Origin of the sequence: Lactobacillus hominis DSM 23910 = CRBIP 24.179 (assembly GCF_000296835.1) — a bacterium.
Taxonomy (GTDB): Bacteria; Bacillota; Bacilli; order Lactobacillales; family Lactobacillaceae; genus Lactobacillus; species Lactobacillus hominis.
In genome coordinates this window covers 30,765-47,051 of record NZ_CAKE01000010.1, presented here as the reverse complement: position 1 = coordinate 47,051, position 16,287 = coordinate 30,765, and the positions used below count along the sequence as shown (strand labels likewise).

At 33.7% G+C, this 16,287-nt stretch carries 16 protein-coding genes; 2 read left to right on the top strand and 14 right to left on the bottom strand.

Going from position 1 to position 16,287, the window contains the following annotated elements; all coding sequences use genetic code 11:
- Positions 1-54: 54 nt before the first annotated feature.
- The 6 genes from BN55_RS04690 to miaA form a co-directional block, all read right to left on the bottom strand.
- The gene (locus BN55_RS04690; protein ID WP_008470724.1) at positions 55-1,602 is read right to left on the bottom strand and encodes an ABC transporter permease/substrate-binding protein; all 1,548 of its coding nucleotides are present in this window, start codon (positions 1,600-1,602) and stop codon (positions 55-57) included.
- Positions 1,595-2,566 (bottom strand): ATP-binding cassette domain-containing protein, encoded by a 972-nt coding sequence (locus tag BN55_RS04685; RefSeq protein ID WP_008470723.1) that lies wholly within the window; start codon positions 2,564-2,566, stop codon positions 1,595-1,597. Before BN55_RS04685 ends, BN55_RS04690 begins: the two co-directional genes overlap by 8 nt.
- Before the next feature lie 72 nt (positions 2,567-2,638).
- On the bottom strand, positions 2,639-3,454 hold the full coding sequence (locus BN55_RS04680) for a Cof-type HAD-IIB family hydrolase (protein WP_008470722.1): 816 nt from the start codon (positions 3,452-3,454) through the stop codon (positions 2,639-2,641).
- A gap of 19 nt (positions 3,455-3,473) precedes the next feature.
- A complete protein-coding gene (locus tag BN55_RS04675; protein ID WP_008470721.1) occupies positions 3,474-4,649 on the bottom strand; it encodes an MFS transporter in 1,176 nt (391 codons plus the stop codon).
- Positions 4,650-4,780: 131 nt separating this feature from the next.
- Positions 4,781-6,118, bottom strand: a complete 1,338-nt coding sequence (gene glnA / locus BN55_RS04670; protein WP_008470720.1) for a type I glutamate--ammonia ligase — start codon at positions 6,116-6,118, stop codon at positions 4,781-4,783.
- Between the two features lie 182 nt (positions 6,119-6,300).
- A complete protein-coding gene (gene miaA, locus BN55_RS04665; protein WP_008470717.1) occupies positions 6,301-7,224 on the bottom strand; it encodes a tRNA (adenosine(37)-N6)-dimethylallyltransferase MiaA in 924 nt (307 codons plus the stop codon).
- Between the two features lie 143 nt (positions 7,225-7,367).
- Between miaA and BN55_RS04660 the strand changes: the two genes are divergently transcribed.
- A complete protein-coding gene (locus BN55_RS04660; RefSeq protein WP_008470715.1) occupies positions 7,368-7,547 on the top strand; it encodes a DUF3042 family protein in 180 nt (59 codons plus the stop codon).
- Between the two features lie 57 nt (positions 7,548-7,604).
- On the opposite strand, the gene BN55_RS04655 is transcribed toward BN55_RS04660, so the two are convergent.
- The 6 genes from BN55_RS04655 to BN55_RS04630 all read right to left on the bottom strand — a co-directional run bounded on the left by BN55_RS04655 (position 7,605) and on the right by BN55_RS04630 (position 11,900).
- Positions 7,605-8,006, bottom strand: coding sequence for a rhodanese-like domain-containing protein (locus BN55_RS04655; protein WP_008470714.1), 402 nt, complete (start codon positions 8,004-8,006; stop codon positions 7,605-7,607).
- A 38-nt stretch (positions 8,007-8,044) separates the two neighbouring features.
- On the bottom strand, positions 8,045-8,275 hold the full coding sequence (locus tag BN55_RS04650) for a YqgQ family protein (RefSeq protein WP_040469293.1): 231 nt from the start codon (positions 8,273-8,275) through the stop codon (positions 8,045-8,047).
- Positions 8,275-8,958: a rhomboid family intramembrane serine protease gene (locus BN55_RS04645; protein WP_008470712.1), complete on the bottom strand. Its 684-nt coding sequence runs from the start codon at positions 8,956-8,958 to the stop codon at positions 8,275-8,277. Before BN55_RS04645 ends, BN55_RS04650 begins: the two co-directional genes overlap by 1 nt.
- A 13-nt stretch (positions 8,959-8,971) precedes the next feature.
- Positions 8,972-9,520: a 5-formyltetrahydrofolate cyclo-ligase gene (locus tag BN55_RS04640; protein ID WP_008470711.1), complete on the bottom strand. Its 549-nt coding sequence runs from the start codon at positions 9,518-9,520 to the stop codon at positions 8,972-8,974.
- A gap of 49 nt (positions 9,521-9,569) precedes the next feature.
- Complete coding sequence (gene rpmG, locus BN55_RS04635; protein ID WP_003646937.1) at positions 9,570-9,719, bottom strand: 50S ribosomal protein L33; 150 nt, start codon at positions 9,717-9,719, stop codon at positions 9,570-9,572.
- Between the two features lie 75 nt (positions 9,720-9,794).
- Positions 9,795-11,900, bottom strand: a complete 2,106-nt coding sequence (locus BN55_RS04630; protein WP_008470708.1) for a peptidoglycan D,D-transpeptidase FtsI family protein — start codon at positions 11,898-11,900, stop codon at positions 9,795-9,797.
- A 113-nt stretch (positions 11,901-12,013) separates the two neighbouring features.
- On the opposite strand from BN55_RS04630, the gene BN55_RS04625 reads away from it, so the two are divergent.
- Positions 12,014-14,539 carry a YfhO family protein gene (locus BN55_RS04625; RefSeq protein WP_008470707.1) on the top strand — a complete coding sequence of 842 codons (2,526 nt, stop codon included), beginning with the start codon at positions 12,014-12,016 and terminating at the stop codon, positions 14,537-14,539.
- A 50-nt stretch (positions 14,540-14,589) separates the two neighbouring features.
- Here BN55_RS04625 and greA read toward each other — a convergent pair whose 3' ends face one another.
- Both greA and mltG read right to left on the bottom strand, forming a co-directional pair.
- On the bottom strand, positions 14,590-15,078 hold the full coding sequence (gene greA / locus BN55_RS04620) for a transcription elongation factor GreA (RefSeq protein ID WP_008470706.1): 489 nt from the start codon (positions 15,076-15,078) through the stop codon (positions 14,590-14,592).
- Between the two features lie 73 nt (positions 15,079-15,151).
- Positions 15,152-16,249 carry an endolytic transglycosylase MltG gene (mltG, locus tag BN55_RS04615; protein WP_008470705.1) on the bottom strand — a complete coding sequence of 366 codons (1,098 nt, stop codon included), beginning with the start codon at positions 16,247-16,249 and terminating at the stop codon, positions 15,152-15,154.
- Positions 16,250-16,287 lie beyond the last annotated feature (38 nt).

Sequence of the window (16,287 nt, the reverse complement as noted above, 5' to 3'; positions counted from 1 at the left end):
TGAATACAAAAAAATCACTTCCTAAATAGAAAATTTTAGAAAGTGATTTTTATTTTAAATTAGATTATGTGCTTTAAGAAAATCATGAGCCACTTTAGCAGCTGATTTATGGTTAACTTGTACTTCATAATTCATTTGCTGCATCTCGCTGGTAGTGATTTTTCCGGCTAGCTTATTGAGTGCTTTAACGATCTTAGGATTTTGCTTTGCAAAGTTTTCTTTCATCAAAGGTGCACCTTGATATGGTGGGAAGAACTTCAAATCATCATCAAGCATCACTAGCTTATACTGTCTAATTTCAGCATCTGTAGTATAGCCATCAACCAAATTTGCATTGTTAGTCGCAATCGCATGGTAACGAATGCTTGATTCAGTTGACTTAATTGATGCAAAGTCCAGTTTATAAACCTTCTTTAAGCCAGAATAGCCATCTTTTAAGTTTATAAAGTCAGGATCAAATGCAGCATGTACTTTTTTATTTACCCGTTTCAAATCGCTCAACTTAGTTAAGTGATTATCTTTGGCAAATTTTGGTGTTACTGTTAGCGCATAACCATTTTGATATGCCATTGGCTTTAAGTAAGCTAGATGGTATTGCTTTTCAAGCTGGGCGCGCGCTTCATTATAAACTTCGTTAGGATCATTACCGGTCTTTTTGCCAGTTTTAACTAGCGTTTGTAAAACCGTGCCCGTAAATTCTGGATAGATATCAATCTTATTAGATTCTAAAGCTTTAAATAAAAATGTTGTTCCACCAAAGTTAGGCTTTAATTCTACTTTAGTATCAGGATCATTTTTTTCAATTAAATCTTTATACATATGAATCAAAATATCAGGTTCGGACCCCATTTTTCCCGCAATAACTACAGTTTGTGGTTCTATCTTAGCATTAGCTTTAGGTGCTAGCCATTTTTGATATGACGCAAAACCACCCCATACTAAAAGCACTACTGCAATTATTGAAAGGCCTACTTTGGTACGTGTTTTATTTTTGGCAATAAATTCTAAGAACCAAGAGAAAAATAGCGCTAGTAAAGCAGATAAAATTGCCCCTAATAACACTTCAGTATTGTTGTTAGAGTTAATACCAACATAAATATAAGTACCTAATCCTCCGCCACCGATTAAGGCTGCCAAAGTTGCAGTACCGATAATCATTACTAAAGCAATTCTGACTCCAGACAAAATCATCGGCATTGCCAATGGCAGTTCCAATCTTTGAAATTTTTTCCATTTGGTTAAACCAAAAGCCGTTGCCGCTTCTTTTAGATTAGGCGATATACTTGTTAACCCAGAATAAGTATTTTGAAAGATCGGCATTATTGCATATAAAACTAAAGCAATAATTGCTGGAGTGGTTCCAATACCTACAAATGGCAATAATAATCCTAAAATAGCTAAACTAGGAATTGTCTGAATAACGCCTGCTACTTGTAAAGTAAATTCAGCTGCCTTTTTATGGTCTTTTAGCAAAAATGCTAATGGAATTGCGATTACCATTGCAATTAACAATGAAATCAAAGAAATCTTAATATGAACTAGCGTTGTCTGCCAAATCTGAGTATGGTTATCTACAAGCATCTGCCAAACTGAATTAAGCATTGTTAGCCACCTTCTTTAAGAGAAATCTCCAAACGCGTTTAGGTTCAATTAAGAAATCTCCGAAATTTGTTTGAGCAATAAATAATGAATCTGGGTGATCTGAACATCCCTTGACCAAATCTCTGACAGTTTCAACGCGATAATGCGGCAAAGTTTCAGTTTTAGGATAAAACTTTGGATCAACGCCCAATTCGCTTTTAAGCAAAGTTTCTAAATCAAGTTTTTGACTAACCTGATTGCCAGCAAAGAAAGTTTTCACAAAGTCAGTAGCAGGATGTTGCAAAATTTCACGTGGCATTCCCACTTGCTCTAGGTTTCCTTGATGCACGACTGCAATTTGATTCCCCATTCTGATAGCTTCTTGCATATCATGGGTCACAAAGATAATTGTCTTTTCAAATTGCGTTTGCAAATTTAAAACAAGATCTTGCAGCTGCTTTCTGACAACTGGATCTAAAGCAGAAAATGGCTCATCCATTAATACCGTTTCAGGAGCGCCAACTAATGCTCTAGCAATCCCTACTCTTTGCGCTTCACCACCAGATAATTCGTCCGGCATACGCTCAAGATATAATTTTGGATTTAAATCAACGCCTTTTAAAACAACTTTTTGACGATGCAATCTTTCTTTACGTGAAATATCATGCCGCTGCTCAAGTGCTACAGTTATATTTTCGCCGACTGTTAAGTTAGGAAACAGTGATGCCGACTGCAATACGTAGCCTGTATTTTCACGTAACTTGCGCAACTTATATTCTTTGATACTTTTGCCTTTAAATAAAATATCTCCGCTAGTAGGCTCAATTAGCCTGTTAAACATTTTTAAGAGTGTAGTCTTACCACTACCGCTAGGTCCTACTAAAACGAAAATTTCGCCTTTTTTGATGCTAAAAGAGATATTATTCAAAACTGTCGTATCTTTATAATCTTTTCTTATATTTTGATACTCAATAAAATTTTGCATTCTTTCTTACCTTAAATAAATAAACTTAATCTCTTTTATTTTCTCATATTCTTGTATATAGCAAAAGAAGGTTTATTTACTTTCATCAATATATTTTTGCAGCACCTTAAAGACGCCACTTTCTGTGTTTTTAGGAGCCACAAAACGTGCCGTTTCTTTAGCAACTGGCATTCCATTTTCCATGGCATAAGAATATTTTGCTAACTTAAGCATTGGCACATCGTTACCACCATCGCCAAAAGCAATTAAGTCATCAGAAGTTAAACCAAATTTAGCTAACATTTCTTTTAGGCCGGTTGCCTTACTTACTCCGTAAGCATTAACGTCTACGGCAAAGTCAGCTGAACCAAAAGCAGAAATTACTTGACCATGTTCATTATTAAAGCCGGTTTCAATTGCATGAGCTTCTTTACCGCTACAATTAAAAGTAATTTCTACATATTCTTTATCCGGTAAATCTTGCCAGCTAGCAACTTCCGCAGTATCTTTAGCAAAATATGACAAAAATGCCTTATCTTCTTTTGGATCGCTTGCTAATAAATAAGCACGCTTTGGTCCATAAACCATAGTCGTTACATGAGGATAGCGACTAGTTACATAGTCAATTAATTGTAAAACTAGTTCTTTATCCATTGGCGTAAGGCCCACTTCTTTATCATGAGCAATTAAACGCGCGCCATTTACTGATACAAAGTCAATTCGATCAGTAAAGCCCTTAAAATCTTCTTTTAATCTGGCATATGGGCGACCAGAAGCTACGATAAATTGCACATTTTGCCTTTCTAATTCAGTTAAAATGCGATCGAACTCTTTTGCATCGTATTCGTGATTATCATCCAAAAATGTACCATCCATATCAACAGCAACAGCTTTAAAAGGTAAAGTCATAATTTTTCTCCTCAAAATATTAATGTTTACTAATTGCAGAATTTAGTTTGCGACGATAAATGAAATAAATAATTAGGATAAATGGGACAATGATTAGCAGTACTGGGAAGAAATAAAATTCAGGAATTGTTTGTGCAATTACCCCTCCAATCATTGGCGCAGAGGCCATACCAATGTCTAATCCCAAATAAAAAGTTGCACTTGCTAAGCCTTGTTCGCTAATTGGTGCTAAGAGCAGTGCAGTAGATTGATTGACTGAATAAATTACACCATAGCCAAATGCTAAAGCGATCGCTGCCAAAATCATCATCCAATTATTATTCATATATGCAGCTGAAATTAAGAAGATAATTGTCGTCAGTAAACTTAGCCAAAACCAAATACCGTATCTGACAGTATCAAAGTATTTTTTTAGTCCAATTCTAATTACTAATAAAGCAATTGCATAAATCAAAAAAAAGTAACCTACTGCAACTGATAAATGTCTTTTTGTAACATAAACTACAATATCAGCTTGAGCAGCAAAGTATGGAATTGCAAATAACATTGTCAGCAATGCAATTGGAACGGCATCTTTTTGAATGATCTTTATTTTATGCTTTTTAAGATCTTGTTTAGAAAAATCAGGTTGAGCTTTATTTGCTACAAATTGAATACTAATAACCATTAATATGGCAGCTAAAGATGCTAAAGCAAGCGAACAGCGATAACCAATTACCCTATATAAATTAATTGCTAAAGCGGGCGCTAAAGCCATTGCTAAGGCATTCATTAAGCCATAAAATCCCATCGCTTCACCAACATGGGCACGTGGAACCAAAAAAGCAAGCCAAGTCGTCATACATACGGTAGCCAAAACAAAACCAGTTCCGTTAATTAAACGAAAAATCAATAAAGCCGTTGGTGATGTTGAAAAACAATATCCGGTCACACCAATGAAAATTAAAATACCGCCGATAAAAGAAAGTCTATATTTTGAAAAACGGTCAGTTAAATTACCAGCAATTGGGCGTAAAAACATCGAAACAACGCTCATCATTCCTGTAATAATTCCTGCGTAAACAGAACTTGCACCTAAACTAATTGCATAACCATTAATCAATGGCGTAACAAACATTACAGAGAACATAAAGAAAAACGAAGCTGCCATAACTAAAATGACATCTTTGCTATAAATAGATTTACTTTTTTGCAAACTAAGTCCTCCTTCTAGATAACACCTTACTTTAACATAGTTAGTTTCTATTTTGTATCTTTATTGCGTTATTCTACGGCAAAAAAATACTTAGCCGCTAAGCTAAGTACCTCTTTGTTTTATCTATTTAATTAATATCCCATGTAGCGGTCTCTTTCCCAATCAGAAACAGACTGAGTGTACTTGGACCATTCTAGGTTCTTAGAATCAATAAAGCTTTGAGTTAAATGTTCGCCTAATGCGCTTTGAATTAATTCATCAGCCTTAAATGCTTTAATAGCATTGTGAAGAGTTGATGGAAGTGGCTTAATACCAAGTTTTGCTCTTTGCTTTTCACTCATTTCAAAGACATTTGAAGTAATAGGGGCCATTGGCTTTTTAGCTTCTTTAATTCCATTTAAGCCAGCAGTTAAGCAAGCTGCAAGAAGTAAGTATGGGTTAGCAGTTGGATCAGCTGAACGCATTTCCAAACGAGTATTAATTTCTTCTGCATCAGGAATACGAACTAATGGTGAACGGTTCTTAGAAGCCCATGAAATGTAAACTGGTGCTTCAAATCCTGGAATTAAACGCTTATATGAGTTAACTGTTGGGTTACCAATTGCAGTAATTGCACGTGCATGTTCCAAAATACCGTTTAAGAAGTAGAGTGCAGTATCTGATAAATGAAATTCACCATCTTTATCGTAAAAGACGTTCTTACCATTCTTAAATAATGACATGTTAGTGTGCATACCATTTCCGGCTTGTCCTTCAACAGGTTTAGCCATAAATGTAGCAAATAAACCATGCTTTCTAGCTACTTCACGCACTACCATCTTGAAAGTTTGAACACGATCAGCAGTAGTTAAGGCATCATCAAATCTAAAGTCGATTTCTTGTTGACCGTCACCTACTTCGTGGTGAGCTGCTTCAACTTCAAAACCAATACTTTCCAAAGTTTCAACGATATCGCGACGACATCTTGCGCCTTCATCATCTGAAGTCATATCAAAGTATGATGCGTGGTCAGGAACTTCAGTAGTCCAATTGCCATCTTCGCCTAATTTGAACAAGTGGAATTCAGCTTCAAAACCAATATCAAAATCAGTAAAGCCCATGTCTTTCATTTCATTCAAAACGCGCTTTAAATTATTTCTTGGATCGCCTTCAAATGGATCGCCGTTAGTCTTATGAACAGAACATACTAAACGACCGATCTTGCCACCACGTTCATCGCCCCATGGTAAAACTGCCCAAGTTGAAAAGTCTGGATATAATACCATGTCGCTTTCTTCAAGACGTACAAAGCCATCAATTGAAGAACCATCAAAGCGAATATCATTAGTCAATACCTTATCTAATTGACTAGTTGGAACTTCTACAGCTTTGGAAGTACCATTAATATCAGTAAACGATAATCTTAAAAAACGAACGTCGTTATCTTCAACGCTTTGTCTAATATCATCAGCAGTAATTTGTTTACTCATTGTACACACCTTTTTCTATGGGATTTATAAGCTAATTTCGTAATTGGTATAGTCCCAGTAAATGTTTTTATCTCTTGTGTTTTTGCACACTGACAACAATAGCAGATTAGATTGGTATCGTCAATTGAAAATTATAAATTTTCAACTTTTTTAGATTTTAATAATAAAAATTAATTCTATTTTCACTTATTGTTTAAAAATACATTAATTTTATTTTCGATTTCCAAAGCATAATTGGGATCATTAATAGGATCAAACCAATTAACTGCCAGTTGATGCTTAAAATACGTTAATTGTCTTTTAGCATACTTGCGCGATGCTTGCTTTAACTTTGCAACACATTCGTCTAAAGTTTTTTCACCTAAAAAATAAGGGAAAAATTCTTTATAACCAATTGCTTGAATTACTTGATGCTCTTTAGCGCGATTATCAAAAATATAACGGGCTTCATCTAAAACGCCTAAATCCATCATCTTGTCCACACGCTTATTAATTCTGTCATACACAAGCTGACGCTCAGTATTAAGACCGATAATTAAAGCATCATAACGTGGCTGAATTTGCTTTTGCTGCTGACTAAATAATTTTCCTGTGCGATCAATCACTGTTAATGCACGCAGACTACGACGAGTATTATTAGGCTCAATTTTACTAGCAGCTTGCGGATCTTTTTTATTTAATTCATCCCATAATTTTTTTGCGTCATTTTCTTTTAAAAAATCTTCCCATTTTGAATCGACGCTAGTCTTATATTCGCCAGGTTCGCCGAGCTGCATTTTGTTAATTAATGCATTGATATAAAATCCTGTGCCTCCAACGACAAACGGCACTTTATTTTTCCCGGCAATTTTTTCAATTGCTTGATTAGCCATTGCTACGAAATCTTTTACTGAATATTCATCAAAAACAGATTTTTCATTGACTAAATAATGCTTAACTCTTTTTAGTTCTGACTCAGTTGGCTTAGCAGTTCCAACGCTAACTTCTTGGTAAATTTGCATAGAATCGCCAGAAACAATTTCGCCATTTAGTCTCTGTGCAAGATCTAGAGCCAGGTCCGTTTTTCCAATTCCAGTTGGACCAACAATTACAATAATTTTTTTCATAGTTAATTCCTTTATAAAATCTTTTTTTATTTTAGCAAAATACTTTTCTATATAAAAAATATCTACTTCTTAATCTTATTTTCTTTATTTAACTTACTTTTATTGATAGAATTTAACTAATAGAATAACAAGGAGGCTTTATTATGGCAAAAAGATTTGGTGCAGGCGTTGTAACTGGTGTTGTTGCAACTGTTGGTGCTTTAGCAGCAGGCTTATTTACTTACAAAAAAAAGGTAGTAGAGCCAGAAGAACAAGAAGCAAATAGAATCGAAGAAAATAGAGTTAAAGCTAACCGCAAGAGTTTTTCAGCTCACCAAGGTTAATCTAACGCAAAGAAAAAGCGGCTTAAATGATAATGCATTTAAGCCGTTTTATTTTGATTAATATTTAGATGTCTTAGTTTGACCCTTCCATTGATCAAAATCATCTTCTAGCCAATAAACTTTTTTATAGCCGTGTTTTTTCAAAAATCTTGCAGCTCTTAAAGTCAAAACTTGTGAATCAGAGTATAGATACACGGGTAAATCTGGTCTAATTTCTTGGTATTGGTATTTAAACATTGTCATTGGCACATTTCTTGCACCCAAGATATGTTTTTTCTTAAAAGCAGTTTTTTCACGCACATCAATAATTTGTGCTTTTCTTTTACCCTCTTCAAATTGCTTTTGGGTTAACTTTCCGCCAACTCTTTTTTCTTGAATTTTAAGCCAAAGCCAATTCAAACCAAAACCCAAAATGATGACTATTAAAATGACATTGATTATTGTAAAGACGCTATTCATTTATCTGGAAAACTCCTCATTGTTTTATCTATCAACTTCTATGATAATCCATCTGTCTTATTTGCGCTAGCTTCTTTTTGCTCTTCAATTTCATGTTCATGATGCAAAATTAATTTAGCCGACATGTACTCTTTTTCGCTAATTACGCCAGCATGGTGGAGATTATCCAATTCTATTCCCATTAATTCAATGTCCCATTTTCTTTTGCCGACATAAACTAAAATATTGAATTTTTCCAACATTTGCTGCACATCATATAAAGTCTTCATTAGCGCGTAATCACCATTCCCTGTCTTAGACACCAAACACTGTAAAGAATTAATACTACTCCAGCTAAAATTCTAATTTTTGAATGGTATTTTTGTAAGTTAGCATTACCAATTGCAATACTTAAAAAGAATCCTGCAGCCAATCCACCAATATGTCCCAAGATATCAATATCTTTCATAAATAAGTCCAAGAACAAATTAATAATTGCCAGTGCTAATGCTTGTCTTCCTAAAGCAAAAATAGCTGGTATCTGTTTGTTTTTAAAGTAGATAGCAATAATTGCACCAAATAAGCCAAAAAGTGCTGTAGAGGCTCCAGCAGCTACACTATAATCGCTTCCACAAGCAAAACTAAGTAAATTTCCACCAACACCTGATAAAAGATAGATTAACAAAAATCTCCATGAGCCAATAATTGGTTCTAAGTATTGACCAACATAATAAATCATGACTGCATTTGAAGCTAAATGAAGCCAGCCAATATGCAAGAATTGGGCAGTAAATAGGCGCCAAAATTGATCCTGCGATGCCACAATTAAATTGTTCATTGCACCTAAACGCAATAAAACCGCCGCATTAGTTGATCCACCAGTAAATGTTTCAACTAAAAACACAACTAGTAAAATAATTAAAATTGCAAAAGTCATATAAGGAATTGGTAAATTAGATTTTCTTGCTTGCATATGCCCTCCTTCATTAATCAGCCAAGATATATTCGCGAATTGGAATATCATGATCTTCAATATTCCATTGCGCATGAGAATAAGTCTGCTTTTCGTTTAATAAACTTATTGTATTTCCAGTAAATTTTTCTAAAAAACGATCATAATAGCCACCGCCAAAGCCTAAACGTTGACTTGTTTGTAAATCAAAGGCTAAAAGCGGAACAACTAACAAGTCAAGATTATTATCAACTACTGCATCGCTTGTCCAAATTTCACTAGTGCCAAATTTTGTTTTAGTTAGCTGGCTTGAATCAATAAATCGGGTAAATTCCATTTTACGCTTAGGTAAACAACGCGGTATATAAACTTCTTTACCTAGCTTTTGCATTTTTAAAATAATTTGCGAAGTATTTACTTCTTCAGGCATTGAAATTGTAATTCCAATTTTTTGAGCATTTTTAAAACTGGCACTATTTAAAAATTTATCAGTTAACTGTAAATCTTGTCTTGTCTTTTTATTAGTTAAGCTAAATTCTTTTAAAATTTGATGTTGTTTTTTGCGAAATTCTATTTTGTTCATATTAAAATCGTATATACAAAAAAACAACAGGATAACCTGTTGCCTTCAATTACTTAGTTTCGCGGTGAAGTGTTACCTTTCTTTCTACTGGGCAATACTTCTTTAAAGCCAAACGTTCCGGATGCTTACGCTTATTCTTTTCAGATAAATAACTTCTATCGCCACATTCGGTGCATTCAAGGATAATATGTTCTGCCATGTTTTCCACCACCTATTTGTTTTAATGTTGACTGTTAAACTATACCATTTTTTCAAGAATTTTGCTAGTCTTTTTCTATTTATTTAATGCAAAGTAGTCAGTAAACATTTGTTTAGCTACTTGCAAAGTATATGTTCCCTCCATATTTGGATCTAATCCTGGGAAAACAACCGCTACCGCAATCTTAGGTTTATTTGCCGGGGCATAGCCAACAAAGGTCGCGTTGATAACTTCTGGTGCATTTGGATCGCCTGGTTTATCAGGATTGTAGTAGAAGGTTTCAGCTGTACCAGTCTTACCTGCGATTGCTGGCTTAACTGAACTTAAAAAGTGTGCCGTACCCCAGCCGTTAGTTCCGTGAACTACACGATAGAATCCTTGATGGATAACATCTAATTGGTTTTGAGTCCAAGGAATTCGCATTTGAACGGTTGGCTTAGTATTGTATAAAACAGAAACTTTATTTCCTTGCGCATTAGTTTGACCAACAGATTGAACTAAATATGGCTGCATACGATAGCCACCATTAGCAATTGTCGAAACATATTGCACTAATTGAATTGGTGTATATGCATCATAGTTTCCGTAGGATAAGTCAAGTACTGAACCGGTAAGCAAATTACCTTCAGAGTTAAATGAACGTCCCTTAATTCCTGAAACTTCACCCGGTAAATCTACCCCTGTCTTTTGACCTAAACCAAACATCGCAAAGTTTCTTCTTAAAATATCAAATGAATTTTTAGGCATTGAAATGAAAGTATGCGGTTCATATTTTGCTCCAACCCACTTCATTGCTAGGTGCATCATATAAATGTTCGATGATACTTCCAAAGCCGTTGGTGCATCTAATGCACTAAATGTTCCTACAGGATAAACAGATTTTTTAACTGGTGAACCTGGCAAGTAAATTGGAGTATCTGGCAAAGTATTATTAGATGGAGTAATAACATTATTCATTAAACCACCAGCAACAGTAGCCCCTTTAACAGCTGATCCCATTACAAATGATTGGTTGATTACACCCAAAGCATTATCGGTATTTTTACCAGTTTTAGCATTATGGTTAATTCCCGCAATTGCCAAAAGTGCTCCAGTATTAGGATTCATTGCTACAGCATAAGCTCCGTTAGAATACTTAGTAGCTCCAGCTCCTTGAGCGGATGCATAGACTTTTTTCAATGCATCTTCAACTTCAGATTGATACTTAGAGTTAATTGTTAAAATTAAGCTTGCTCCACTTTCACCTTTATAAACGGTCTTAGTTTGCTGAATCTTATCAGAACCTTTTTGAGTTACTTCTGATTGAGACTTAGTACCCTTTAAAAGCGGCTCGTATTTTTCTTCAAGATATGAAGTACCTACACGATCATTACGTGAGTAACCTTGAGTTAAGTAGTATTGCAAATTATCGCTAGGAAGCCCAGCTTTTTCAGAAGAAACAGAGCCAATGATACTTTGGATTGATTTTCCATTAGGATAAGTACGAGCCCAGTCAGTTCCAATACCTACGCCAGGCAATTCTGACAAGTGTTCGCCTACATCAGCTAATTCTTTATCGGTTAAATTTTTATTTTTAATATAAATTGTGGATAAAGTATAGGCTCCAGAAATCTTGTTAAAAATTAAAGCAGCTGTCTTTTCTCTCTTGGTAAAGGTCAAGTCTTTTTTAGCTACTAAAGCTAATTCATTTTTATAAATAGTGGCCGAATCTAAAGTATCTCCTTGAGAATCATATCTTTGAGAACGTGGCAATTCAGCAGTTATTCTTTTATTATTAGCAGTATTTGCTAGATAATATTCATAAAGCTGCTGTTTAGTTGGCTTTTCATCATCTAAACTAATATATCGACTCAATTTATTCGAAATAGAGTATATTTGACTAGTAGACGTACTACTTGATTTAGTATAAGTGATAGCATTATTGGCTTTATTGCCAACCAGAACTTGTCCTTTTGAATCATACATGACGCCCCGAGGAACGCTGTTTGATACAACTGTAGAATCTGTTTTTTGTACCTCAGCTTGGAAACGACTTCCGTATCCTAACTGTAAGTATGCTAATTGGCCAATTAGTAGCAAAAACAAGACGACAATTACCCCCAAGATGATATTCATTCTTAAGGGCGTTGAAGCTGCTATTTTATTTGAATTTTGTTTTTTCTTACGCTTAAAAAATTTCAAATTTAAAACCTCTCTAGACTAGAATAGATTTTAGCAAAAAAGTAGTTCAAATACTATTTTTGGAAGGTATAATTTAATACATTTACACTAATCTTTAAAAATAGGAATTAATCATGCAATTAAATGAAGAAAAAAAGAATGATCTGCTGTTATATCTTTTAGCCTTTATCATCCCTACTGCAATATTTTTAATTTATTTTGCTTGTCGCAAATCTGACATTTTAACAGTTGACTTAGGTCAGCAATACGTCGACTTTATCGCATTTTTCAAAAATAATTTATTTAAAAATCCGCTATCTTTAATTTATAACTTTAATCAGGGATTAGGCGCTAGTTTTATCGCAACAAGTGCTTATTATTTAGCTAGTCCATTAAATTTACTGCTTTTCTTGATTCCAAAACAATTTTTACCACAGGGAATTTTACTAATCATAAGTTTAAAACTTGGACTGATTGGTTTAAGTTCTTATTATTTATGGCAAAAAAACTTTACTTTAACCAGAAAAATTTTTGCGCTAGCTGCAAGCTTAGCTTTTGCTTTAAGCGGCTACGCAGTATGCTACAACTTAAACTTAATGTGGCTCGACACTTTAATTTTATTGCCACTATTAATTGACGCAATTAACAAAATATTCTTTCAACCAAAGCAATTTAATTATCTTTGCCTAATTACATTTTTAATTTGGTTTACCAATTTTTATACTGGCTATATGGCACTTTTATTTGGCCTTTTATATTTTGTTTGCCAAAGCATTATTCAAAAATGCAATAAATCAATCGTAAAAAGTTATTTAACTGCCAGCATCTTAGCTACTTTACTGGATAGCTTTATATTGCTGCCAACTTTTTTAGAATTATTAGCTGGCAAGGTCCATTCTGATACGCAATGGAATTTGAATTGGCAATTCATGCCCTTAAATGCCTTCAATAAACTCGTTACAGGTAGCTTTAGTTTTCACGAAATGTCAAACGGTTGGCCAAATATCTACTTTACGATCAGCTTTTTCTTGCTGTCTTTACTTTATTTTTTCAGTCATCATTTTTGTCTTAAAGAAAAAATTACCAACTTCATATTATTATTCTTAACATTTATTTCTTTATCTTTTAATCCCTTAGTTTTAATTACTCATATGGGGCAATTTCCAGTCTGGTATCCAGCTCGCGGAAGCTTTATTTATATCTTTTTCTCATTAACGTTAGCACTTCAATTCTTAAAAAAGCAAGTTATTATTTCTAAAAAACAAATTCTACTCGCCATATTTATCAGCCTTCTTTTAATTATCTTATGGACATTCAACTTAAAGAATGTAGCATTTTTGAATTCAACAAAAATAATAATTAGCTGCATTTTTATTATTTGCACTATTTTATTATTTATTTTTATCAACAATAAATATGCCTGCTTGCTTTTTTATGGACTTATTGGACTAGAAGTCAGTATCAATCTTATTTTAAGTTTAAATGCTATTTCTTATCAAAAAAATTCAGACTACGTAACCTATACTCGCAATCTAAGTGCATTAATCAACAAAATTAAAATAAAAGATCATTCATTTTATAGAATTGAAAAGAATTTTAACCACACTGACAATGATCCACTTAGTGATAATTATTTCGGAGTAAGTAATTTTAACTCTATTTCTAATGCCAAAACCATTACTTTTGTGGACTCATTAGGACTCAAAAATAATGAAAATTCTTATTCGTATCAATACTCAGATCTTTTAACTGATTCTTTATTAGGAATTAAATATCTGATTGTCGCACCCTTTAACTCAAATAAATCACAATTTAACGAGCATTATTATCGCAGCGATCTAAATAAAAAGATACTGAAAAGTCAGAAATCTCAATTGCAAATAATCAAGAATAACTATGCTTTTCCAATTATTATGCAAATTAACACTCCAGCTAACATAAAATTAAATGCCCCAGCTACTGAAAATCAAAACAATTTATTTGATGCCCTCACTAATACTCACACGCATCTTTTCCAACCAATATTTTGGCCAGTAGCTCAACTTAAAAATATTAAACAAGACGGATCAATTTATCGAAAAATTAATAACCATAAAACTGCGGAAATTACGTTTAATTTTGTGCCAGATACAAACGACACTTACTATCTTGAATTAAGTCCGGACATTACATCCTCTGCAGCAAGTATATCTATCAATCATAACTTTATTGATAATGAAGACTTAGGTACAACGAGTAAAATTATTCCACTAGCTAATAACGACCAAGGCAAAATTATCAAAATATCGCTATCTTTACACGAAAAAGAAATAAATTTAGGTGCATGCCATCTTTATCAATTTAACAATTTTTTATATAAAGAATCAGCCAAATCCTTTATTAAGAAACAGCCGAAATCCTATCCAAATTCTGCCTTATCTTTAAAATTTAAAAACCACTCAAATAAAACTAGCTACATCAAAACCACAATTCCTTATTCAAAAAACTGGCTAGTTTTTGACAATGGCAAATTGATCAAAACTAACACTTGGCTCAATACATTTCTAAGTTTTAAACTATCAAAAGGAACTCATCGTGTAAAACTAATTTATATTCCGTTTTCATTTCTATTTGGAATTTTAATTTCTTTGCTAGCCCTCATATTTTTCTTAAGAGCATAAAAAATGTCTAACGTCGCAAAATACGTTAGACATTTTTATTTTTTAATTAATTAAGCATTAGCGTTAGTCTTAACATCATTGATGGTAACGTCAAATGTACCACCCGGAGTGTTAATTGTAACTTTTTCGCCCTTTTTCTTACCTAACAAGGCTTGAGCAATTGGTGAATCGTTAGAAATCTTACCATTTAATGGGTCAGATTCATCGGATCCCACGATAGTGTAGGTTTCTGGATCGTCAGTACCTACTTCAGTATAAGTAACAGTCTTACCAATAGAAACTTCGTTTGGATCAACACTATCAGCATCAATAACTTGTGCATACTTCAACATTTGTTCAATTTGAATAATACGTTGTTCTACTGCACTCTGTTCATCTTTAGCTGCATCGTATTCAGAGTTTTCAGATAAGTCACCAAATGATCTTGCAACCTTAATACGTTCAATAACTTCTGGACGTTTTACTAATTTCAAATCTTTTAACTCTTTCTGAAGTTTTTCCTTACCTTCAGCAGTCATAGGATATACTTTTTCTGCCATTAGTCCTTAATACTCCTCACTTTTTATTCTTTGCAACAAAATAGTATTGTTCTTTTGGCAAAATGTCAACACATTACTGTCCTAAACTTGAATTTCTTTGCTCATGCTCATCTAAAGTATGAGAGAAGTAAACTTTACCAGTCTTCAAGTTAGCAACAAAGTAAAGATAGTTTGCATCGCGATCTTCAGGATTCAAGACGGCTGAAATTGAATTTAACGATGGATTATTAAATGGTCCTGGTCCAAATCCTTTGTGAATGTACAAGTTATAAGGCGATTTTACACGAACGTCTTTTAAAGACAGTGAATGCTTATGCTTGTTTAAAGCATACATTACTGAAATATCTGATTGAAGTGGCATATCAGCATCTAATCTGTTGAAAAATACTCCAGCAATCTTACGACGATCAGAATCTTTAACACCTTCACGTTCAACTAATGAGGCTAAAGTCAAAACTTCTTGTACAGTTAAGTGCTTTTTCTTGATTGCTTTGTAGTATGGCTTTAAGACTTCATTTTCTTTTTCAACCATTTGTGTAACTAATTCATTCAAGCTTGCACCTTGATAGACATCATACTTAGCAGGGAAAAGGTATCCTTCTAGGTGATAACGTACATCGTTGCTCTTCATACTTGAAGTCAAAAGCTGTGGATATTTCTTTTCTAATCTCTTCAGGAACTTTTCATCTTTCATCAGATCCAAAAAGTCTTTACGCGAATACTTAGTATTTTTAGAAACTGTAGTTGCAATCGAGTCAATCGTTTGTCCTTCTTTAACTAAGACGTGACCAGTAATTGGACGACTTCCGCCTTGAAGTTGGTTGACTAATTCTTTGTTATTCATTGATGGCGACAAATAAAAATCGCCGGCTTGGAAGTTACTTGCTGAATGACTTTTTAACCAAAAGTTAAAAACGGCAACATTTCGAATTAAACCTTTTTTCTTTAAAATAGTTGCTATTTGACTATTAGTAGCCCCTTCTGGCACGTGAACTTCAACTACATTTTGGTCATGACGATTAGCAGGTTGCAATGCATAAACGGTATAGATACCGCCAAACAAGATAACAGCTACAAAAATGATACCAATAATACTAGTGATCCATTTTGTAACCTTGTTAGCTCCTTTTTCTTGCAATTCATACTGTCTTTTTTTTTCTGGATCTAACATACTTTCCTCCAAAAATTTTAGTCTAAGACAATCTTAAC